At 47.8% G+C, this 19,900-nt stretch carries 21 protein-coding genes; 10 read left to right on the top strand and 11 right to left on the bottom strand.

Annotation, left to right across the window (positions count from 1 at the left end; translation table 11 throughout):
- The first annotated feature begins 156 nt into the window (after positions 1-156).
- From MUN34_RS08080 to MUN34_RS08090, 3 genes are read left to right on the top strand one after another with little or no spacing between them, the layout of a single operon-like run.
- Positions 157-1,197, top strand: coding sequence for a phosphotransferase (locus MUN34_RS08080; protein WP_247857476.1), 1,041 nt, complete (start codon positions 157-159; stop codon positions 1,195-1,197).
- A 14-nt stretch (positions 1,198-1,211) separates the two neighbouring features.
- Positions 1,212-1,661 (top strand): hypothetical protein, encoded by a 450-nt coding sequence (locus tag MUN34_RS08085; RefSeq protein WP_247857477.1) that lies wholly within the window; start codon positions 1,212-1,214, stop codon positions 1,659-1,661.
- 4 nt (positions 1,662-1,665) lie between these two features.
- The gene (locus MUN34_RS08090) at positions 1,666-2,160 is read left to right on the top strand and encodes an SMI1/KNR4 family protein (protein WP_247857478.1); all 495 of its coding nucleotides are present in this window, start codon (positions 1,666-1,668) and stop codon (positions 2,158-2,160) included.
- 156 nt (positions 2,161-2,316) lie between these two features.
- On the opposite strand, the gene adhE is transcribed toward MUN34_RS08090, so the two are convergent.
- A complete protein-coding gene (gene adhE / locus MUN34_RS08095; protein WP_247857479.1) occupies positions 2,317-4,911 on the bottom strand; it encodes a bifunctional acetaldehyde-CoA/alcohol dehydrogenase in 2,595 nt (864 codons plus the stop codon).
- A 333-nt stretch (positions 4,912-5,244) separates the two neighbouring features.
- Here adhE and MUN34_RS08100 point away from each other — a divergent pair, with 333 nt between their 5' ends.
- The 5 genes from MUN34_RS08100 to MUN34_RS08120 all read left to right on the top strand — a co-directional run bounded on the left by MUN34_RS08100 (position 5,245) and on the right by MUN34_RS08120 (position 10,556).
- A complete protein-coding gene (locus MUN34_RS08100) occupies positions 5,245-5,796 on the top strand; it encodes a beta-class carbonic anhydrase (RefSeq protein WP_026828619.1) in 552 nt (183 codons plus the stop codon).
- Between the two features lie 150 nt (positions 5,797-5,946).
- Entirely contained in the window at positions 5,947-7,269 is a 1,323-nt protein-coding gene (locus MUN34_RS08105) for a Na+/H+ antiporter family protein (RefSeq protein WP_247857480.1), read from the top strand.
- 206 nt (positions 7,270-7,475) lie between these two features.
- Positions 7,476-8,069, top strand: a complete 594-nt coding sequence (uptA, locus tag MUN34_RS08110) for an undecaprenyl phosphate transporter UptA (RefSeq protein WP_026828621.1) — start codon at positions 7,476-7,478, stop codon at positions 8,067-8,069.
- Positions 8,070-8,127: 58 nt separating this feature from the next.
- A complete protein-coding gene (locus tag MUN34_RS08115; RefSeq protein WP_247857481.1) occupies positions 8,128-8,997 on the top strand; it encodes a hypothetical protein in 870 nt (289 codons plus the stop codon).
- 194 nt (positions 8,998-9,191) lie between these two features.
- Positions 9,192-10,556, top strand: a complete 1,365-nt coding sequence (locus MUN34_RS08120) for an amino acid permease (protein ID WP_026828623.1) — start codon at positions 9,192-9,194, stop codon at positions 10,554-10,556.
- Positions 10,557-10,604: 48 nt separating this feature from the next.
- Here MUN34_RS08120 and MUN34_RS08125 read toward each other — a convergent pair whose 3' ends face one another.
- From MUN34_RS08125 to MUN34_RS08135, 3 genes are all read right to left on the bottom strand, one after another.
- Positions 10,605-11,372: an ABC transporter permease gene (locus tag MUN34_RS08125; protein WP_026828624.1), complete on the bottom strand. Its 768-nt coding sequence runs from the start codon at positions 11,370-11,372 to the stop codon at positions 10,605-10,607.
- A gap of 1 nt (position 11,373) precedes the next feature.
- Positions 11,374-12,291 carry an ATP-binding cassette domain-containing protein gene (locus tag MUN34_RS08130; RefSeq protein WP_247857482.1) on the bottom strand — a complete coding sequence of 306 codons (918 nt, stop codon included), beginning with the start codon at positions 12,289-12,291 and terminating at the stop codon, positions 11,374-11,376.
- Between the two features lie 122 nt (positions 12,292-12,413).
- Entirely contained in the window at positions 12,414-13,235 is an 822-nt protein-coding gene (locus MUN34_RS08135; protein ID WP_247857483.1) for a transporter substrate-binding domain-containing protein, read from the bottom strand.
- 203 nt (positions 13,236-13,438) lie between these two features.
- Here MUN34_RS08135 and MUN34_RS08140 point away from each other — a divergent pair, with 203 nt between their 5' ends.
- On the top strand, positions 13,439-14,080 hold the full coding sequence (locus tag MUN34_RS08140; protein ID WP_247857484.1) for an SDR family oxidoreductase: 642 nt from the start codon (positions 13,439-13,441) through the stop codon (positions 14,078-14,080).
- A 46-nt stretch (positions 14,081-14,126) separates the two neighbouring features.
- On the opposite strand, the gene MUN34_RS08145 is transcribed toward MUN34_RS08140, so the two are convergent.
- The 4 genes from MUN34_RS08145 to MUN34_RS08160 form a co-directional block, all read right to left on the bottom strand.
- Positions 14,127-15,155, bottom strand: coding sequence for a YhgE/Pip domain-containing protein (locus tag MUN34_RS08145; protein ID WP_247857485.1), 1,029 nt, complete (start codon positions 15,153-15,155; stop codon positions 14,127-14,129).
- Between the two features lie 76 nt (positions 15,156-15,231).
- Entirely contained in the window at positions 15,232-15,654 is a 423-nt protein-coding gene (locus MUN34_RS08150) for a MarR family winged helix-turn-helix transcriptional regulator (RefSeq protein ID WP_026828629.1), read from the bottom strand.
- A gap of 156 nt (positions 15,655-15,810) precedes the next feature.
- Positions 15,811-16,440 (bottom strand): hypothetical protein, encoded by a 630-nt coding sequence (locus tag MUN34_RS08155; RefSeq protein WP_247857486.1) that lies wholly within the window; start codon positions 16,438-16,440, stop codon positions 15,811-15,813.
- An 86-nt stretch (positions 16,441-16,526) separates the two neighbouring features.
- A complete protein-coding gene (locus tag MUN34_RS08160; protein ID WP_247857487.1) occupies positions 16,527-17,267 on the bottom strand; it encodes a nuclease-related domain-containing protein in 741 nt (246 codons plus the stop codon).
- Positions 17,268-17,385: 118 nt separating this feature from the next.
- On the opposite strand from MUN34_RS08160, the gene MUN34_RS08165 reads away from it, so the two are divergent.
- A complete protein-coding gene (locus MUN34_RS08165) occupies positions 17,386-17,703 on the top strand; it encodes a hypothetical protein (protein ID WP_235188864.1) in 318 nt (105 codons plus the stop codon).
- Positions 17,704-17,886: 183 nt separating this feature from the next.
- Here the strand turns inward: MUN34_RS08165 and MUN34_RS08170 are convergent, their stop codons facing one another.
- Genes MUN34_RS08170 through MUN34_RS08180 form a run of 3 tightly spaced genes read right to left on the bottom strand, consistent with a single transcriptional unit; the run spans position 17,887 to position 19,894 of the window.
- Complete coding sequence (locus MUN34_RS08170) at positions 17,887-18,276, bottom strand: thiol-disulfide oxidoreductase DCC family protein (RefSeq protein ID WP_026828633.1); 390 nt, start codon at positions 18,274-18,276, stop codon at positions 17,887-17,889.
- A 30-nt stretch (positions 18,277-18,306) separates the two neighbouring features.
- Positions 18,307-19,044: a Bax inhibitor-1/YccA family protein gene (locus tag MUN34_RS08175; RefSeq protein ID WP_026828634.1), complete on the bottom strand. Its 738-nt coding sequence runs from the start codon at positions 19,042-19,044 to the stop codon at positions 18,307-18,309.
- A 58-nt stretch (positions 19,045-19,102) separates the two neighbouring features.
- A complete protein-coding gene (locus tag MUN34_RS08180; RefSeq protein ID WP_247857488.1) occupies positions 19,103-19,894 on the bottom strand; it encodes an AAC(3) family N-acetyltransferase in 792 nt (263 codons plus the stop codon).
- Positions 19,895-19,900 lie beyond the last annotated feature (6 nt).

A 19,900-nucleotide genomic window follows, 5' to 3' on the forward strand; every position in this document is an offset into this window, starting at 1 on the left:
TCCCTCCTTTTCCTTTGTTTGATTATTCCTGTTCTATGCCGTTCAGAAACGCCAGTCGCCTAATTTCAATGACTTCTGGTCATTTCCGTACGATATACTCTAATTATAACCAAATCTGTATGGAAGAGGAATTTCGATTTCATAAGGAGGAACGACGTGACGACAACAGAAAACGCTTCAACACTATTTAAGACTATCAGCAGACGATTCAAGCTCGGGGAGTTACTGACGGATCCGGATCCTCTGTCCGGTGGTCTGTTGCACAAGATGTTTCTTCTTCAAACGACGACCGGAACGTATGCAGTAAAGTTACTGAATCCGATCATCCTCTCCCGTCCGACTGCACGGCAAAACTTCATCGATTCGGAACGGATTGTCACAGCTTTAGCTGGCGAAGTCTCTGCCTTGCCCGCCCTCACGATCAATGGATCCGCCTTACACCAAATCGGTACACAATATTATCTCGTCTTCCCATGGGTGGACGGGTTGACGTTGCCGATTCACCAAGTCACACCAAACCACGCTGAACTGATCGGTGAACAGTTGGCGCAGATTCATACTGCGGACCTGTCCTCGCTGCCGATTCAACAAACCGCTGCATCACCTGAGTCTCCGGTTCCATGGGACACATTCGCAGAAAAAATCCGCCAGCAAGGCCACACACTGCTAGAACCTTATTGGACGGACTTAAAACGAATCAAACGTTGGGACAACGAGGCGTCTTCTGCCCTAAAACAATTGCGAGGAACATCGGTTCTCAGTCACCGCGATTTGGATGCCAAAAACGTGTTATGGAAGTCCGGTGCACCGATTCTCATCGACTGGGAATCGGCCGGTCCGATTCATCCGATGCACGATTTTTTAGAAACGATCCTTTATTGGTCGCTCGATGAGCAAAATCATGTGCGACGAGACCATTTCGAGGCATTCGTCAAAGGGTATCATGCGGCAGGCGGTCGACTTGACTATCCTCTTGAGCCAGCTCTGTCCGCTGGATACGCGAGTAAACTCGGATGGCTTGCCTATAGTCTGTCCAAAGCTCTTCACCTTGAACCCGTAACTGAAAAGGAGCAACAAGTTGCCGTTCAACAGGTGCACGAGACGTTAAAAGCGCTCAAAGACTACGAAGCGCTGTGTCTGGTGATTAGAAAGTGGTGGCATGACAGTCAAAAGAACACGACTCGTACTTTTCAGTAAGGAGCTGGATTTAAATGTCTATCGCTTACACTTACCTCATGACACTGATTGGAATGAATCAGTACGATAAGGCCAAAATCTTATTTGATACATATGACATCGATGAAATCAGTGATGAATTAATCGGGGACGCCTTTGATCACGAGACAGACATTTTGTATCAGTTCGTCTGTTATCTGATTGAACAACAAGAAACAGTCAAACTGCACGAGTTAGCGTTTGGTTTATTGATTCATCCTTTTTGTCATTATGACCGCGCCTACTACCGAGCGTATGACCATGTTCAGCGAACAGTTGCTCTGACTCATCGTCAAGAAGTCGCCTTCCTTGAGTATTTGTTGTTTTTAGCGGAAGTGCCCGATCAAGTCACACCGAAACAGGAAGCCCGTGCTGTGGCGAATGAAATCTTACGGATGGAACCGAAGAATCGAGTCGCAAAAAACTTTTTGAAGGGGATGAACTAAAGACATGTATCAAGCAAGGATGGAAACATTACTTCAATTACAGGCCCGCTTAATCAACGGTCAGCTCGAAGTGCAAAAGGAAAAAGGATATGTCGAGGTCGAATCGTTCACCTTCCATTCAGGCGCCAGCCCGGAAGAATTGGCCCGGCTACCGAAAGACACGCCTAAAGAAATCATACATTTTTTAAGTATTCACAATGGCGCCCGTCTTTACTTCACGCCGGACGGAGGCGGTGGGTTCGAGTTGTTTACGATTGAAGATATCTTGACCTATCTCCCGATTTGGGAATGTCCGTCTGGGTTTATTCCGATTGGGGCCGGTCCTGACGGCGAATGGCTCGTTTGTGAATCAATCAGTGAAGACGACAATCGGATCTGGACCGGTGAATTCCTGACGTACGAAGATCCTGACTTCGAGCGGCTTCCTTTCTCCTTCGATAAGTGGCTCGATTATTTGATTGTTGCGCAAGGGACGATGTATTGGGACTGGTTTCGTTAATCTTTTATGTATACATATACCTCTACTTCAGGAAAGCAAAGACAGGAATCCGCCTGATTTTCACCTCATCTCACATGATCAAAAACACACGAAAGCCTTGCCTCCGTTAACCGGAAGCAAGGCTCTTTTGAATTGCCATGATGTTTTTCTCTCTATTTAGATACCTTCGTAAGCAGATTCCATGATTTGACGGAGTTCCGTCACGAGCGGCATTTTCGGATTCGCTGTCGTACATTGATCCTCAAACGCATCGACGGCCATCTTGTCGAGTTTCGCTTCAAAATCGGCTTTTTTGATGCCTTGGGCTTTGAACGACATCTTGATGTTGAGGCGTTGTCCGAGTTCACTGACAGCTTGGATAAACGATTCAACCCCTTGTTCCGTCGTTGTTGCCGGCAGACCGAGGTAACGGGCGATTTCCGCATAGCGTTCATCCGCGATAAACGATTCGTATTTCGGGAAAGCTGCGAGTTTTGTTGGTTTTGATGCATTGTAACGAATGACGTGCGGCATCAGGATCGCATTCGTCCGACCGTGTGGTGTGTGGAACTCCCCACCGATTTTGTGCGCGATTGAGTGGTTGATGCCGAGGAAGGCATTGGCAAACGCCATTCCGGCCATCGTTGAAGCATTGTGGACTTTTTCGCGTGCTTCGGCGTCTGAACCGTTATCATAAGCACGTGGCAAGTACTCAAAGATCATCTTGATTGCTTTTAACGCCAGTCCATCCGTGTAGTCGTTCGCAAGGACGGAGACGAACGCTTCCGTTGCGTGTGTCAGAACGTCCATCCCAGTATCCGCCGTGATTGAGGCAGGCACCGTCATAACGAACTCCGGATCAACGATCGCAACGTCTGGTGTCAACGCATAGTCAGCAATCGGATACTTGACGTTTTTTTCTTTATCGGTGATGACGGTGAACGGTGTGACTTCTGATCCCGTACCGGATGTCGTCGGAATAGCGACAAACTTCGCTTTGTTACCGAGTTCCGGGAACTTATAAGCCCGTTTGCGGATATCCATGAATTTTTGACGCAGATTCGAGAATGTTTCGTTTGGTTGCTCATAGAACAACCACATGCCTTTCGCGGCATCCATTGCCGATCCCCCACCAAGGGCGATGATCAAGTCCGGTTTGAAATCGTGCATCGCTTGCGCACCGATTTGAACGGTCGTCACGGATGGATCCGGTTCGACTTGGTCAAAGATCCGGTAGCTGACGCCTGCCGGCAAGTTACGGATGACTTTATCGGCATAGCCGAACTCGACCATCGATTGATCGGTGACGATCAATGCCCGGGAGACATTTTGAATCGATTTCAAGTATTGAACGGAGTTTTTTTCAAAGAAAATCTTTTCCGGTACTTTGAACCACTGCATGTTCACGCGTCGTCTCGCCACCTTCTTGACATTGAGTAGATGTTTCGCCGTTACGTTTTCAGAGACCGAGTTTTTCCCGTATGATCCGCAGCCGAGTGTCAGTGATGGTGTCAATTCATTGTAAAGATCGCCGATTCCACCGTGTGCCGATGGGCTGTTGACGAGAATCCGGCACGCCTTCATCCGGAGACCAAACGCTGTCATCAACTCATCATTCGTCGTATGAATGACCGCCGTGTGACCAAGTCCACCGATTTCAAGCATCCGTTCCGCGACGTGGAAGGCATCGTTCGTTGAGGCGACACTGTAAGCACCGAGAACCGGGCTTAATTTTTCGTGTGACAACGGTTCTTCCGCTCCGACTTTTTCGAGTTCCGCGACCAGCATGACCGTATTGCTCGGAACGTCGATGCTGGCTTTTGCTGCAATCCATGTCGCAGGTTTTCCGACGATGTCCGCATTGACGGCACATGTATCAGTTTTGATGACGAGCGCTTCAAGACGTTTTTTCTCGTCCGGCGTACAGAAGTAGCAACCGAGTGCTTCCATTTCTGCCCGCACTTCGGCATAGATCTCTTGATCGACGATGACCGCTTGCTCAGACGCACAAATCATTCCGTTATCAAATGTTTTGGAGAGAACCAAATCACTGACGGCGCGTTTGATTTTAGCTGATTTTTCGATGTAACACGGTACATTACCCGGTCCGACACCAAGTGCTGGTTTACCGGTTGAGTAAGCGGATTTGACCATGCCGGCTCCACCTGTCGCGAGGACCATTGCGATATCAGTGTGATTCATCAAGACTTTTGTTGCTTCAAGTGACGGTTGTTCGACCCACTGGATACAATCTTTTGGAGCACCGGCTTTGACGGCAGCATCACGTAATGTTTTGGCTGCTTCGAGTGAACATTGTTGCGCTGACGGATGGAACGCGAACACGATCGGGTTACGTGTTTTGATCGCAATCAACGCTTTGAACATCGTTGTTGATGTCGGATTCGTCACCGGTGTGACGCCACAAACGACGCCGACCGGTTCCGCGATGTAGGTGATGCCGTTTTGAACATCCTCTTCTAAAATTCCGACCGTTTTTTCATCACGAAGACTATTGTAGATGTATTCTGTTGCGAACATGTTTTTGATCATTTTATCTTCAAAGACACCACGACCTGTTTCTTCAACTGCGAGACGTGCCAGTTCGACGTGACGTTCAAGACCGGCAAGTGCCATGTCCCGGACGATCGCATCGATTTTCGTTTGATCAAATGTCAGTAGTTCTTGAAGTGCCGTTTGACCTTTGGCGACGATTTGATTGATTGCTTGTTCGACAGGTGAGACATCTTGTTTGATTTTTTCTTTGACAGCCATGTTAGGTTTCCTCCCTATTTTGGAACGAATCTGAGTCTGCATTTCCCTACTGCATGTTAGGAATGCCAAGCTGATTTTAAATAGTTTGTGCTTTCCTTCACAAATCAATCATACCGCCTTTTGTTACATTTGTGCATGGCTATCCTGTGAACTATTTCACATGAATGAGAGCGTTTTCAAAGAAACAACCTGTTCTGACGCAAGGATTCGCTTTTTTGTCCCGCTCCTGTGATAACTGTCACAGCAATCGATGAATCTGCTTGTCTGACCAATCGTTCATCGTGTACGCTAGAAATAGTTCCATCATTCATTTGTCTTAAAGGAGGAAGTTTCATGTCAGTCGTTAATCAAATGCTTGCGTTTAATCAACAGTTCGTCGAAGAGAAACAATACGAACCATTCATCTCGGATAAGTTCCCGGATAAGAAGGTTGTGATTCTGACCTGTATGGATGCACGTTTGACGGAGCTCCTTCCCCACGCACTTGGTCTGAAAAACGGTGATGCGAAAATCATCAAAAATGCCGGGGCTGTCCTGTCCCATCCATTCGGATCCGTCATGCGGTCGATTCTCGTCGCCCTTTATGCCCTCGGAGCGGAAGAAGTCATTGTCATCGGACATCATGACTGCGGCATGAGCACAATCGATCCGGCGAAGATGATTGCTGAAATGCAGGACCGTGGAATCAATGAACAGGTGTTGCACACACTCGATGCTTCCGGCGTCGACTTGAAGCAATGGTTGCGCGGCTTCACATCCGTTGAAGAAAATGTCAGCCACTCGGTTGGATTGATTAAAAACCATCCGCTGTTGCCGCCGGGTACGGAAGTCCACGGACTCGTCATCGATCCGGGAACGGGAAAACTCGATCAAGTCGATTGCTGAATCACATTTTAATGAAGAAGAAAGGTATGACCGGCCTCAATCTGACGTCGGTCATACCTTTTTTTGTTTTTTTCTTGACAGTCAAAAGAACGGTCTGTATGATACTTTAGTATAGTACAGTGATACCAAAAGAAAGTGTGGTTTTAGTTCATGTTTAATGCAGTCATTATTGCCGTTGCTCTATTATTTCTTTTAGCCATCTTCCGGGTCCATATCGTCCTCGCGATGGTTCTCAGTGCCGTCGCCGGCGGACTGATCGGCGGTCTCGGCATCAACAAGACGATCGCGACGTTCGCTGAAGGACTTGGCGCCGGGGCCGAAATCGCCCTCAGTTATGCCTTACTTGGTGCGTTTGCTGTCGCCTTGTCAAAAACCGGTCTTCCGGATGCCTTGGCACACGCCTTAATCAAACGTTCGAAAGGATCCGCTGACGCAGCGTCAGTCAAGAAGTTAAAAGGCTTTATCGTCTTTGCAATCTTGTTACTCGCGATCAGCTCACAAAACGTTTTACCGATTCACATCGCGTTCATCCCAATCATCATTCCACCGCTCCTTGGTCTGTTTAATGAGATGAAGATTGACCGCCGCCTGATTGCCATCGTCATGACGTTTGGTCTTGTCACACCGTATATGTTCCTGCCGGTCGGCTTCGGGGATATCTACTTGAACCAGATCCTTTTGCCGAACATTTCGAAAAACGGAATGGACACGGCTGGTGCTTCCGTCATTCAGGCAATGGCGATTCCGGCACTCGGAATGCTCGTTGGTCTGTTGATTGGTCTTTACGTTTACCGGAAACCACGGGAATACGAAATGCGGAATATCGCTCCGGACGACTATGAGATTCCTGTCATCACGAAAACAAAACTGTTCCTCAGCGGACTCGTCGTCCTCGCGACGCTCGCCGTCCAGTTGACGACCGAATCGATGATTTTCGCTGCGACAACAGGTCTCGTCCTGTTTCTCCTTCTTCGTCTCGTCCGCTTCAGCGAAGCAGACGATGTCATCACCCGCGGTATGCGGATGATGTCGTTCATCGGGTTCGTCATGATTTCAGCGAACGGATTTTCGAACGTCCTCCGGAAAACCGGTGACATCGATCCGCTCGTTGAGAATTCAAAAGCCTTGATGGGCGATTCCCAACTCATTGCCGCTTTCGTCATGCTGTTGATCGGACTGCTCGTCACAATGGGGATTGGCTCGAGTTTCTCGACGGTTCCTGTCATCGCTGCGATTTTCGTCCCGCTTTGTGTCCAGTACGGATTCAGTCTGGAAGCGACGATTGCTATCATCGGGACGGCCGGTGCCCTTGGCGACGCCGGAAGCCCTGCATCCGATTCGACGCTCGGTCCGACAAGTGGACTGAACGCCGACGGACAGCATGATCACATGCGCGAAACCGTCATCCCGACGTTCCTGCACTACAATCTGCCGCTGCTCGTTTTCGGAACGATTGCCGCGATGGTGTTATAAACCGTTCATTGTATGATGGAACCAACACCTGTTGAGGTGTTGGTCCTTTTTTTCCTTCATTTGAAAGTTTTGCAGTTCAATCTGTCAGATTGACCCCAAACATTCCATATGTATATTTGATTCGCAAGATTAACGAATTTTTCTTCCATTTTCCCACTTTCTTCTCTAATATAAAGGAATGAAGTGAAGCAGAAGGAGTGTTCCATGTGTTATCTCAAGTTGTTAATAACGTTTTATTATATCTCGCTGACTTAGGTTATTTCGGAATCGCCCTTGGATTAATGATTGAAATCATTCCGAGCGAAATCGTCTTGTCTTATGGCGGATTCATGATTTCCCAAGGAACGATCGGTTGGCCGCTCGCTGTTGTCGCTGCCGTCATTGGTGGTTTGTTCTCGCAACTCTTTTTATACTGGTTTGCCCGTTATGGCGGTCGACCATTGATTTTAAAATACGGAAAGTACCTGCTGATCACGGAACACCATCTCGATCTCGCAGAACGCTGGTTCTTGAAATACGGGCAAGGCGTCATCTTCGGTGCCCGCTTCATTCCGGTCGTCCGTCATGCGATTTCGATTCCAGCCGGTCTCGCCAAAATGGACCAAACAAAATTCTCACTGTATACCGTCCTTGCCATCATTCCCTGGTCAATTCTTTTCCTCTACCTCGGAGAGACGCTCGGCACGAATTGGCGTTCGATCAAAGAAGTAGCCGCACCTTATACGAATGGTGTCCTGATTGCTGCTGTCGTTATGATTCTTGTCTATGTCTTCCTTAAAAAACGTCAACGTACAACCTGATTCAAGTTTTGCAGTCTGTCCCCCGCGGCAGACTGTTTTTAAAAAGGAGCGACTTATCTTGGATACTTCCAACACATTAAAAATTCACCTTGATCGCGTTACGGCGTCTCAAGTTACTGGAAAACACGTTGCCACGGGACTGACGATTTCAGGACAAATCATGATGATCGAAGAAATTTATGATACGAAACGCCATAGAAATGTCCTGCATGTCCACCGCTTGTATGATCAATGGCGGACAACGACGATTGTCGCTCAGGCCGAAACCGATTTCAGTTATGTCGACTCGTTTTCCGACGGCCGGATTCTACTCGTCGCCTCCCGTTGTGACGATGATATCGACGGTTCCTGGTTGCCGAACGCCTTTGTTTACGATCAAGCCGGTCATCTCCTCGACAGCTATTGTCTTGATGACGGGATTCAAAACGTCCATGTCGATGAAAAAAATCAGATTTGGGTCAGTTACTTCGATGAAGGTGTGTTTGCCGATATCGCGACCAATTCGATTGGTTCATTTGGATTAGCTGTTTTTAACGAGTTTGGAGAAGCCGTCTTTAAGAACAAGGATTATCCGATTGATGATTGTTATGCACTGAACGTCTGCGCGTCGGATGATGCCTGGTTCTTCTATCATCCGGATTACCGTGTCGTCCACTTTCACCAAGGCAACAGTACGAGTTACCAAGTCCCGCTCCGTCACTTTTCGGACTTCGTCGTTCAAGGCGAGTATTTGATTTCGACGGACAATGAGCATACGTATTTGTTACAACTGGAAGGTGATGCCTACGTCGAGAAGGCCCGCATCCTGTTCGAGTCGGAACAAGGTTCACCGCTTCAAGGAACCATCAAGATGCGCCAGAACCGGATTGTTCTTTCTACAGAAACCCGTCTCTATGCCGGAACGTTCACAGATTTCATTCCGGAATGACCAATCGTCGGATCGCTTCGTTTTGAAGCGGTTCGACTTTTTCATTTCCTTTCATTTTTTATCAAGAAAACTCAAAAATTTTCAGAAAAAGCTTTCTATTCTCTTTTTTAAAATAGTATACTCATGTCTATAGTGTTTCGAACTGGTCTTACAAGTTCGACAGTTATCAATTTTTTGGTACATGGGGGGTACTTATGGATTCGAATTTAAAGCGGGAACTGACAGCACGACAAGTACAAATGATTGCCTTAGGGGGGACAATCGGCGTTGGTCTATTTCTTGGATCGTCGAGTACGATTGCCTGGACCGGTCCATCCGTCATTCTTGCCTATATGATGGCAGGAGCTTTTATCTTTTTAATTATGCGAGCCTTAGGTGAGATGGTCTACACCCATCCACATACGGGATCATATGCAAAGTTCGCGAATGATTATATTCATCCGGCAGCTGGCTTCATGACAGCGAGCAGCAACATTTTCAACTGGGTGATCGTCGGAATGAGTGAAGTCATTGCCGTCGGTGCCTACATGCGATTCTGGTGGCCGGATTTACCGACCTGGATTCCGGGTGTCGTCGTCATCGTCATCCTGACACTGGCGAATCTTGCATCGGTCAAAATGTTCGGTGAACTCGAATTTTGGTTCGCCTCCGTCAAAGTCGTGACAATCATCCTGATGATCATCGCCGGTCTCGGCCTCATTCTGTTTGGTTTCGGAAACGACGGGACACCAATCGGCTTCTCCAATCTTTGGTCGCACGGCGGCTTCTTCACGAACGGCTTCAGCGGCTTCTTCTTTGCCCTTTCGATCGTTTTTGCGTCTTACATCGGTGTCGAGTTGATCGGCGTAACCGCCGGAGAGACAAAGGATCCGGAAACGAATATCACCCGTGCCATCAACGGTGTTATCTGGCGAATCCTGATTTTCTACGTCGGAGCGATCTTCATCATCGTCACCGTCTATCCGTGGGATCAGCTCGCGGATATCGGCAGCCCGTTTGTTGCGACGTTCGCGAAAGTCGGGATTACAGCAGCGGCTGCCGTCATCAACGTCGTCGTCATCACCGCCGCGATGTCCGGATGTAACTCGGGCATCTTCAGCTCGAGCCGGATGGTCTACACGCTTGCAGAAAAAGGACAGATGCCGTCGCTTTTCCTGAAGGTCAATAAAAACGGCATTCCCCTGTATACGGTACTTGCCGTATCAGCCGGTATCTTCGTCGGTGTCATCCTCGATATCGTCCTGCCGCTGTTCCTCGGAAAAGACACGAACATCTTCGTCTACGTCTACAGTGCCTCGGTCTTACCGGGAATGGTACCGTGGTTCGCGATTTTGATCAGCCACATCCAGTACCGGAAAATCGAAGCGGACCGGATGGCCGATCACCCGTTTAAGATGCCCGGTGCACCGTATACGAACTACATCACGATTGTGATGCTGTTGATTGTTCTCGTCGGCATGTTATTCAACGACGAGACCCGCGTCTCGATCCTGATTGGAATCGTGTTCTTGATTCTATCCGGTATCTATTACGTGGTCCGCACGCCTAAATCATCTTAAAAAAAAAGAACGCTGTACCCGGCTGAAATAGCCGGGTACAGCGTTTTGTCATTTCTTCAAGGCCCCTCTTGCATTTAATGCCGCAAATACGACCATCGCAATGCTCAAAACGGCGGCGACGATGACGCCCTGCGTATAAACACTCCAATCAATCGTCTCACGTAACAGGACAGCCCGCATCCCTTCCATGATATAGGTCGTCGGGTTGAGTGTTGCTGCGATTTTTAACCACTCCGCTTCAATCAACTCTTTCGGGACAAATGTCGTCGATAAGAAAATCAGCGGGAAAAACAGCAAGGTTCCGGCTTGTGCCGCCTGGGCATTCCGAGTTTTCAAGGCGACACCGACGGAATAACCGGCAAAGGCGAGACCAAAGCCCAATGCGAGGACAATCGTAAGGAAAAAGCCACTGATACCCGCCGGAATCGACAAACCGAGCAAAAAGCCCATTCCAAAAATCAGTAAGGTCTGCACGAATAATTGCAACATCCCGGCAAGCATCGGACCGAGAACAATCGCCGTCCGCGAGACCGGCGTCAACAGCAAGCGTGCGAAATAACCGCTCTCGATATCTTTGACGAGTGCCTGTCCCGCTCCCCCGGCTCCGCCGACGGCCCCGGATACGATTGAGACCGGCAGGATGAAGTTCAAGTAGTCGACGCCACCAAACTGGGGCAGACTGGAGATACCGGACAGCCCGCTCGTATAGACGAGCAGGAAAAAGACGCTGATGATCAAGTTCGGGATGAATGAGAACGGATTCCGTAATGTTACGAGCAGACTACGTTTCGTCAATATCAAGGTTTCCCGCCACATATCAGCTCTCCTCCTTATAGGCCTGACCTGTCAGCTGGATGAAGACATCATCGAGCGACGGCTGTTTGACGACAAGCGAACGCGCCGTCAAATGCTGTTCATCCAAATAGCGGACGACCTGCTTCAGCGTCTCTGTCCCGTTTGACGGCAAAATGATCAGGCCCTTCTCGATCTTACCGTTAAATGCCTGCCGGAAAGCTTCGGTCGACTGTTCTCCTTCAAGTACCACTTCAATCCGTTCTTTCCCGTTCAGTGCTTTCAGTTCTGCCGCCGTCCCCTCGGCAATCAGCTTCCCATCATTGATGATCGCGATCCGGTCTGCCAGCTGGTCGGCTTCTTCCAGGTATTGTGTCGTCAAAAAAATCGTCGTCCCGTATTCTTCATTTAAGCGCCGGACTTCCGTCCAGATTTGCTGGCGGCTCGCCGGGTCGAGACCGGTCGTCGGTTCATCCAAAAACAGCACAGTCGGCTGATGGACAAGGGTCAAAGCTAAATCAAGCCGACGTTTCATCCCGCCAGAGTACGTTCCGGCACGGCGTTTCCCGTCTGCCGATAATCCGACCAGCTCAAGCAGTTCACGGGCCCGCTCAACTGCCTTGTCGTGCGAAAAGCCGAACAGTTTCCCTTGCAGCACGAGTAACTCTTCACCCGTCAAATCATTGTCGATCCCGGTTTCCTGTAAGGCGACACCGATTTGCAACCGGACATCTTTTTGATTTCGCTTAATGTCGTACTGGTTAATCGTTGCACTGCCGGAAGAGACGGCAATCAACGTCGTCAGCATTTGGACCGTCGTCGACTTGCCGGCACCGTTCGGTCCCAGAAAGGCAAAAATCTCTCCTTTGTCGACATGAAAGGAAATCTGATCCACGACTTTTTTCCCGTTATATTCCTTCGTCAACTGATCTACTTCAATCATGCTCATCCGTCCTTCCTCTTGACAGTAAATCGTTCAGTCACTTCCTTACCTTTACCCGTTTTTTGACCGATTGCACAAAAAGGGGCAAACCCAAAGTTGGATTTGCCCATCAATTTTTTCAGTTAGATGACATCATGTACGACAGAAGCCACAGACCATTTTTCTTTTAAGACTCGAATCCGTTCCTGTCCGTCATAGGAGTTCATCCACAGATTCATGACGTCGAGGACTTCGGTCTGTCGATCCTGGATCAGGTAACTCTTTTCAGCCGGAATCCACTTCTCACTGATTTTCGGAGCCCCGAGTCGCTGATCAAGCGATGCATAATAAATCGCTTCGACGGTATCGGTAATCATGACATCAACTTCCCCGGCCGCAACAGCTGCCGGGATCGCTAAGTTATCGGTGTACATGACGATATGCGCCTGATCAAACGTCTGCCGGACGAACTGTTCATTTGTCCCTCCCGGATTCAAGCCAATCGTCACATCCGGACGATTGATTGCCTCGATCGACGTTAACAGATTGAGGTCCGTCGCCCGGACAAGCGGCGTCTTTTGAAACGACAAATAACTTTTTGTAAAGTCGCCGACGATTTCCCGTTCAATGTTCTTCGTGACGCCACCGACGACCATATGAAATTTCCCGGCACGTAAGTCACGTGTCAGTGTCCCCCAAGTCGTCGGGACGAACTCGACTTCAAGCCCTGCCTCTTCCGCGAACGATCGGATGACATCGATGTCGAACCCTTCATATTGATTGGTCTGACGGTTCAGGTACGTAAACGGCTTATAATCGCCGGTTGTTCCGACGACAATCTTTTTCGTCGTGAAGACATTTTGTTTGCCGACGCTGAATGAACCGGCGACGTCCTTTAATCGTGTCGCTACCATGAGACCGGAAAGCAACAGACTTCCTCCAAGCGCTAACCCTCGTTTATTCACTCTGCTCGCTTCCTCTCTCTGTCTGACGCTGTGTTTTGTATAATACTCAAAACAGTATCATATTGTTCTAACTGTTCCAACAATTTTTTGATTATTTCGTCAAAATGAGGCGATGTTCTTTCATCAAGTCCTCTTGATTGCAGGATACACTTACTTTCTTTCATACTGATAAAGAACGATTCAATGAATGGGAGGAATGGAAGATGAGTAACGTATTCATTATTGGCGCAAACGGTAAAGTCGGTCGACAGGTGGCGAAGCAATTAAGCGGATCGAGTCACGATGTCCGTGTCGGCCTGCGCTCAAAAGAGCAATTCGCAGATTTTGAAGCACTTGGGGCAACACCGGTTTTTCTCGATCTTGAGCAGGAAGTCGCGTCGATTCAAGATGCCATCCAAGGCAGTGACATCGTCATCTTCACAGCAGGCTCCGGCGGTCACACCGGTGCCGATAAAACCATTTTGATTGATCTCGACGGAGCGGCAAAATCGATTGCGGCAGCAGAAGGCATCCAAGCGAGCCAGTTCATCATGGTCAGCGCCTTAAATGCTGATTCGCCGGAAACATGGTCCGACAGCATGAAACCGTACTATGTCGCGAAGCATTATGCGGATCGCCTGTTGCGTGAAAGTTCGCTTGCCTATACAATCCTGCGTCCGGGTGGTCTGACGGACGAGACAGGAACGGGAGCGGTAACGACGGATCCGACATCGACGGACGAAACAACGATTGCCCGGGAAGATGTCGCACGTGTCGTCGTCGCGTCGATCGGTCAACAGTCGGCATTCCACCAAACGATTCCCTTATTAACGGGTGACACAGTGATTACTGAACTGTTTGCTTAACTAAAAAACGAGCTTGATCCGACCGGATCAAGCTCGTTTTTTTGATTCAGGAAGCCTGTTTGACTTCGACGATATGCGCCTGTTCCCGGCGGAGCGCTGTCAACATCAGTGTGACGATAAGTGTCACGAGCAAAATGATCGCCAATCGCAGGAGATAGGTTGAGATGTCCCCGTCAAAATACAGTAACCGGGTTAACCCACCGACCGCATTCGGAACCGGCAGATAATGACCAATCGTCTGATAAAACGGAGCGAGCATCGAAGACGGAACGATATTGCCCGCCGTCATTAACTGAAACGGAATCAATGCGACATTTACAAGCGGTGCAATCGGGCCAAAAATCGTGAAGTTCATCTGCGTGACGCTGATACACGTTGCCGTCAGCAACAATTGGAACGCCCAAACTTTCAAGAAAGATGTCTCGATATCGGCAAATGCAAACGCAAGCGATACCATGACGAGCGGAACAACCAGCAGGACGATACCGTGCAACAGTTGTTTGCTCCAAAAGAGTGACCATTTTGAAAACCGTTTTTGTAGAATTTGTGTCACAAGATTAAACTGGATTCCCATCGTCATGACGGCAATATAAATCACGAAGCCAAGTAACAACGGTAGCATCGACATCGAGAAATCAGACACCTGGTGCTCGATGATGATATCCGAACGTACAGGCGGCTGTCCATTTACGCCTTGCGTGATTTCAGCCGTCGCCTGTTTCAGAATACCGTTCGCAAACTCGGCATTCGCTTGGTTGACGTGAAACGTCATTTGTTTTGCATCGGTTAAGTCCGCAGCAAGCACCATCTCGACTTTTCCGGCATCCAGTTGTCTCAGACCTTCCGTTTCGGACGAAACGGCTTTGACAGTAAACGGACTATCATCTTTGAGATTGTTATACAGTCCTTCCGTCGTCGTGTCTTTAACGACAGCGACCCGTAACTGATCCAGCCGGTCCGTCGCCCCATGGTAACCGGTCATCCAGACGACAAGGAATAAGACCGGAACGATCAAGGCAAACATTAGCCCGACTTTCGTTTGTGTGATGGACCATACTGATTTAAAACTCTTCATGTAATTTGCTCTCCTTTTTTATATATGCATTACTTATAATAGCATGTGCAACTATTTGACCAAAAAGAGAAACCACTTACGTCACATTTTTGTAAATGGTCTCGAGTGTCTTGATGAATTGTTTGATCTCTTTTTTCGTCAAACCGGAAAACGCCTGCTGCTGGAGTTCATCGAGCGTCGGTTCGAGCAGCTGAATCGTTTGGATGCCTTCTTTCGTCGTCAACAAAATGAAGGCTCTCCGGTCTCTCGGATCCGCCGAACGAATGACAAGCCCTTTCTTGACCAGCTTATCAAGAATCTTACCAACCGTCGTCTGATCCCGCTCGGTCGTCAATGCGAGCTGTTTTTGCGAGATGCCTTCCTGCTTATGCAGCTCACTCAACACTGAAAATTGTTCCGGTGTCAGACCATGTTGTTCCATCCGTTTCGTGGCAGCCCGTTTAAAGGAAAGATAGCTGCGTGACAATTGCATACCAAGTGACCAATCCGCTTCTTTCATTAAGTCTCCCCACTTTCGGCATAATAGTTGCACTACTTATTATTCGAACTTATTTACTATATGCCGGAACCGGTGGATTGTCAAATTGTTCTTTTCTTCAAAAAAAACAGTTGTTGATATGAAGTATTACTTCTCAACAACTGTTTCTTCTTTTATTCACTTCATCGGAATCAGTTTTACGGCTTCTTCAGTAATCAGCGTATCACCATCTTCAGCGTAAAATGTGTAATCTCCGCTACCATCAGCTCCGAGAATTGTGTTTACTTTTAAATCCCCGCTCGCACTATGTACTACGAAGTTAGATCCTGAACCGATATTTGTAGCTTTGTATCTTGAAACGGGTAGATCAATACCCACTGTATATTGTCCAGCATTTAATGTTTTAGGATCATCCATTTTTTCTCGTACTTGCATACTTAATTGTTTTAATAAATTTTCCTTAGTCTTAATTTGATTCTTAATCTTAGTATAATTGCCATCAACTTTTTCGAAGTCATCTTCTTTTGCTTGCAGTTTAGCTTCAGCATTAACGATATCAGATTTTAACGCATCGCGCTGATCAATCATATCTAATACTGATTGATAATCTTCCATTGCACTTGCTTTTCCTTCCTCTGCATCCTCTCTGACTGACTTTAGTTTTTTAATTTCGTTTTCAAGTCCAGTTATATCGACTTCTTTTCCGTGGAGTTTCGCTTTTGCTTCATACGTACCAACTCCACCGCCAATGAAAAGAGCAGCTAAAATAGCAATTACAATAAATATGTTTCTTTTTATGTTCTTCATTTTTCTCTCCTAATTATCATTCTGATCGGAATTTCTTTGTAGTAAATTTTTAACATTCCAAAATGATTAGATTTTGCATATTTTTATTAAGTAAACGATTTAATCGACTCGATATGTGCTTCCTTCACTTCTTGCTCGACTTGGGATTGTTGCTTGAGTTGTTTGTAAACAGCATCGACCTGTGCTGGTGTCAAACGATCGACAGTCGCCAGTTTCTTGATGGTCCGCCGTAAATCATTACGCTTAATGACATGGACGTGACTGGAGTCTACCGTAATTTTTTTGAGTTCACAACGTTCACTGAAGACGATGACCGACTGGAATACTTCTTCTCCGACCGTCCCCTCCAAAAATCGTTCCATGCTCTTCAGGTGTTGTTCATTTTGTTTAATCGGATTATAAAATTTTTGTTTGTAGCGATTTTTAAACATCTGCGTCCACTGCCGGTCCGCTTCTTTTCCGAAAATCCAGCCGCTGTAATTCTTCGATTCGAGCACATAAATACCGCTCTCATGAATGAACGTCACATCGATTTCCGTCAATCCTTTGCCCCGCGCTTTCGGTATATACGTATTGATGACGAACTTCCCGTAGCCTCCGACTTTTTCAAGTTGCCGGGTCGTTAAATATTCCCCCCAGATCCCTTTGTCACGGACGGCTTTCAGAAACCGTTCCTGCGTAACCTGCTTATATGTACTTTTCTCAAACGAACGTCGGCGGAAATAAAACAAACTGCCTAGCGTAACGGCAAAGCCAACGAACAGGACAATTCCTGTCAAAAGTAACATCGGTATCAACGCCGCTAACAAATCTTCCACACTTTTCATTCCTTTCTTTTTCGAACCCTTAATTTTCCACTATTTCAGAATAAACGGTATTCTTTTCAATTTCCACTAATTGTTACATCATTTTTGTTGTGGTACGGTGAGAAAAAGGAGGGATTTTATGCTGGACTCATTTTTTTCGATTTGGTTGCCTTTGATCCTCTTGATCATGTTCTGGCAATCCGTCTCGCAACAACTTGCAAAACAAAGGATCATGCAACAACAGCTTTTGCGCGAACTGACCCGGATTCAGGAACACCTCGGCATGACGGATGCGGCAAACAGTCATACCTTACTCAATGAAAAAATTCAGCATCTTCTCACTGATCATCAAACGGTCGAAGCCATCAAACTTGTCCGGGAAACACTGGGGTATCCTTTGCTTGAAGCGAAACAATATGTCGATGCACTCAAAGACACTTCGTCCGACAGTCGTTAAACGACCAATAGGCAAGTCCTCCGTTTTTTCGGAAGACTTGCCTGTTGGTGTGTTCAGCGGACATATTTTAATTAAGTTACCTGAACGTATTATAAAATACATGATACTCATAAAAAATAACCGGATCATTCATCTCTGTCAGAAAGGAATGATCCGGTTTACGTTTAACCTGCCTGTTTTACTTTAATCATGAAACCGGGCCCGCGTCTTTGGATCCGGCAGCAGACACTGCTGTTTTTGTCCGAACCATTCATGCCGGTGCTCGGCTACGAAATCATAGACGACATCCCGTAACGATCGCGGCAACCATCGAAAAGCCGACAGAAGCGGCCAGGCACTGTTTAAATGCTTCGTAATCTGAAGCGCCGCATCTGATTTGACGTACGGCACGCCCTGTTCGATGACGACGACACTATCTAAATCCATCGACAGCCGGTGTTTTTCAATCATCTGTTGACCCAGTATGCCTTGCAACGAAGCAAAGTCATAATAACCTTGATCGCGTTTTAAGATGAACTGGACACTGGCATCACACAAATTGCAGTCCCCATCAAATAAGATCAGTGGTTTCATGTCTATTTTCTCCTCACAGATGAATCCAGATCAATCACGTGCTGCCAAACGGTACAGTAAATCGAGCATCTCGATGTAGAGCCAGATGATCGTGACGATTAAACCGAACGCGGCCACCCACTCCATCGATTTCGGTGCACGGGCCTGGACTTGTTGCGAGATGAAATCAAAGTCCATCACCAGTGACAGTGAGGCGACGATCACGATGACGAACTGAATGCCGATCGCAAGCGGTGAACTGCCTGTCATGAACGGCAGATCAACACCGAATAACGCGAGTAACAAGTTGACAGCGTACAAGACAAGGATCGACAGAATCGCTGCCGTGACTGCTGAACGGAAACGTTGTGTTACTTTGATCATGCCCGTCGAATAGACGAACCACATCGCAAACGAAACAACGAATGTCGCGAGGACTGCCTTCCCGACGAGCCCCGGGTACATGCTTTCAAACATCAGTGAAATCGCACCGACGGCGACCCCTTCGACAATCGCGTAAACCGGTGAAAGTACCGGAGCGGTCCGCGGTTTAAATGTAATAATCAGTGCAAGAATCAACCCGAGGACGACTCCTCCGATCAAGGCTGGTACTAAAAATTGCGGATTAGCGGCTAAAAAGAACCAGGTTCCTCCCGCTGCTGCCGTGACGAGTGCAAGTAAGAGGAAAATCTTACTCATCGTCCCTGCCTTCGTCATCGGCCGTTCGCCGGCACGCGCCGTCTCAAAACCGCGGCGTAAGGCTGGATTCACTTTAAAACGTGTTGCCATCTTGCGTTCACTCCTTCTGTTTTTGTATTTCTTAATACGGTTGTTTCCCGGAAAAGTTTCAGCTTAACCAGCTATTTAAGGCATTCAGTTGAAACATGACGACGGGAATCGATTCCTTTGCCGAGACGAGATGCGACGTCGCCTGTCCGACCTTCCCTGTCGTGACGAACGGTTCGTCGAGCATACCTTCACCGATCGGTCCAAACGGATCACTGTCGATGATGCGGTGCTGATAACGAATAAAGACTTCCTCGTCTCCTTGTTTCATTTTACATCCCGATTCTTCGAGCGGACGGTCAATCCCATATTCGGCATAATGCCAAACAGTCGTCGAATCCCACGGCGACCCTATATGCAGAATCTGTCCGTCCGCTTCAATGAATTTTTCAAGCGGTGAGCCGGGACCAAATCCATTGTCAATCGTATGACCCACAACGAAGGATTCCGCCTCTTTTCCCCAGGCTGTCACCGACCACATCGGATGGGCACTGCGTTTGACGTCCGGGAACGTCCGGAACAGTTCCGGCACCTTGCCGATACTCCGGGTTGGTGTCTTCGCCGGATCGTACGCCGGCATTTCCTGACGGATCGTTTCCCACCAGTCTTCCGGAACGGCAGGACGGCTCCAGTTTTTCGGATCCGAATTATCTGTGCTCTGTGCCGCCATCATGATCAGACCGTCTGCTGTGACGACCTCTTGCAATGCTTCAATGATCGATTGTGCGCCGCCCGGAATCCAACCGATTTCCTTCATCGAGCTGTGGACGAACACTTTCATGCCCGGTGTCACACCAAGTTTTTTCAAATCAGTGATCAGTCTTGATTTCGTGACCATTTGTCTTGTTTCCATTTCGCA

The organism is Exiguobacterium sp. 17-1 (genome assembly GCF_023096305.1).
GTDB lineage: Bacteria > Bacillota > Bacilli > Exiguobacteriales > Exiguobacteriaceae > Exiguobacterium_A > Exiguobacterium_A sibiricum_A.

What these genes read in the sequence shown, in the direction of transcription:
- MUN34_RS08085 (WP_247857477.1), top strand. Translation starts at nt 1,212, where the DNA reads ATGTCTATCGCTTACACTTACCTCATGACACTGATTGGAATGAATCAG.
- MUN34_RS08090 (WP_247857478.1), top strand. Translation starts at nt 1,666, where the DNA reads ATGTATCAAGCAAGGATGGAAACATTACTTCAATTACAGGCCCGCTTA.
- adhE (WP_247857479.1), bottom strand. Translation starts at nt 4,911, where the DNA reads ATGGCTGTCAAAGAAAAAATCAAACAAGATGTCTCACCTGTCGAACAA.
- MUN34_RS08100 (WP_026828619.1), top strand. Translation starts at nt 5,245, where the DNA reads ATGTCAGTCGTTAATCAAATGCTTGCGTTTAATCAACAGTTCGTCGAA.
- MUN34_RS08105 (WP_247857480.1), top strand. Translation starts at nt 5,947, where the DNA reads ATGTTTAATGCAGTCATTATTGCCGTTGCTCTATTATTTCTTTTAGCC.
- MUN34_RS08120 (WP_026828623.1), top strand. Translation starts at nt 9,192, where the DNA reads ATGGATTCGAATTTAAAGCGGGAACTGACAGCACGACAAGTACAAATG.
- MUN34_RS08125 (WP_026828624.1), bottom strand. Translation starts at nt 11,372, where the DNA reads ATGTGGCGGGAAACCTTGATATTGACGAAACGTAGTCTGCTCGTAACA.
- MUN34_RS08130 (WP_247857482.1), bottom strand. Translation starts at nt 12,291, where the DNA reads ATGATTGAAGTAGATCAGTTGACGAAGGAATATAACGGGAAAAAAGTC.
- MUN34_RS08140 (WP_247857484.1), top strand. Translation starts at nt 13,439, where the DNA reads ATGAGTAACGTATTCATTATTGGCGCAAACGGTAAAGTCGGTCGACAG.
- MUN34_RS08145 (WP_247857485.1), bottom strand. Translation starts at nt 15,155, where the DNA reads ATGAAGAGTTTTAAATCAGTATGGTCCATCACACAAACGAAAGTCGGG.
- MUN34_RS08150 (WP_026828629.1), bottom strand. Translation starts at nt 15,654, where the DNA reads ATGAAAGAAGCGGATTGGTCACTTGGTATGCAATTGTCACGCAGCTAT.
- MUN34_RS08155 (WP_247857486.1), bottom strand. Translation starts at nt 16,440, where the DNA reads ATGAAGAACATAAAAAGAAACATATTTATTGTAATTGCTATTTTAGCT.
- MUN34_RS08160 (WP_247857487.1), bottom strand. Translation starts at nt 17,267, where the DNA reads ATGAAAAGTGTGGAAGATTTGTTAGCGGCGTTGATACCGATGTTACTT.
- MUN34_RS08165 (WP_235188864.1), top strand. Translation starts at nt 17,386, where the DNA reads ATGCTGGACTCATTTTTTTCGATTTGGTTGCCTTTGATCCTCTTGATC.
- MUN34_RS08170 (WP_026828633.1), bottom strand. Translation starts at nt 18,276, where the DNA reads ATGAAACCACTGATCTTATTTGATGGGGACTGCAATTTGTGTGATGCC.
- MUN34_RS08175 (WP_026828634.1), bottom strand. Translation starts at nt 19,044, where the DNA reads ATGGCAACACGTTTTAAAGTGAATCCAGCCTTACGCCGCGGTTTTGAG.
- MUN34_RS08180 (WP_247857488.1), bottom strand. Translation starts at nt 19,894, where the DNA reads ATGGAAACAAGACAAATGGTCACGAAATCAAGACTGATCACTGATTTG.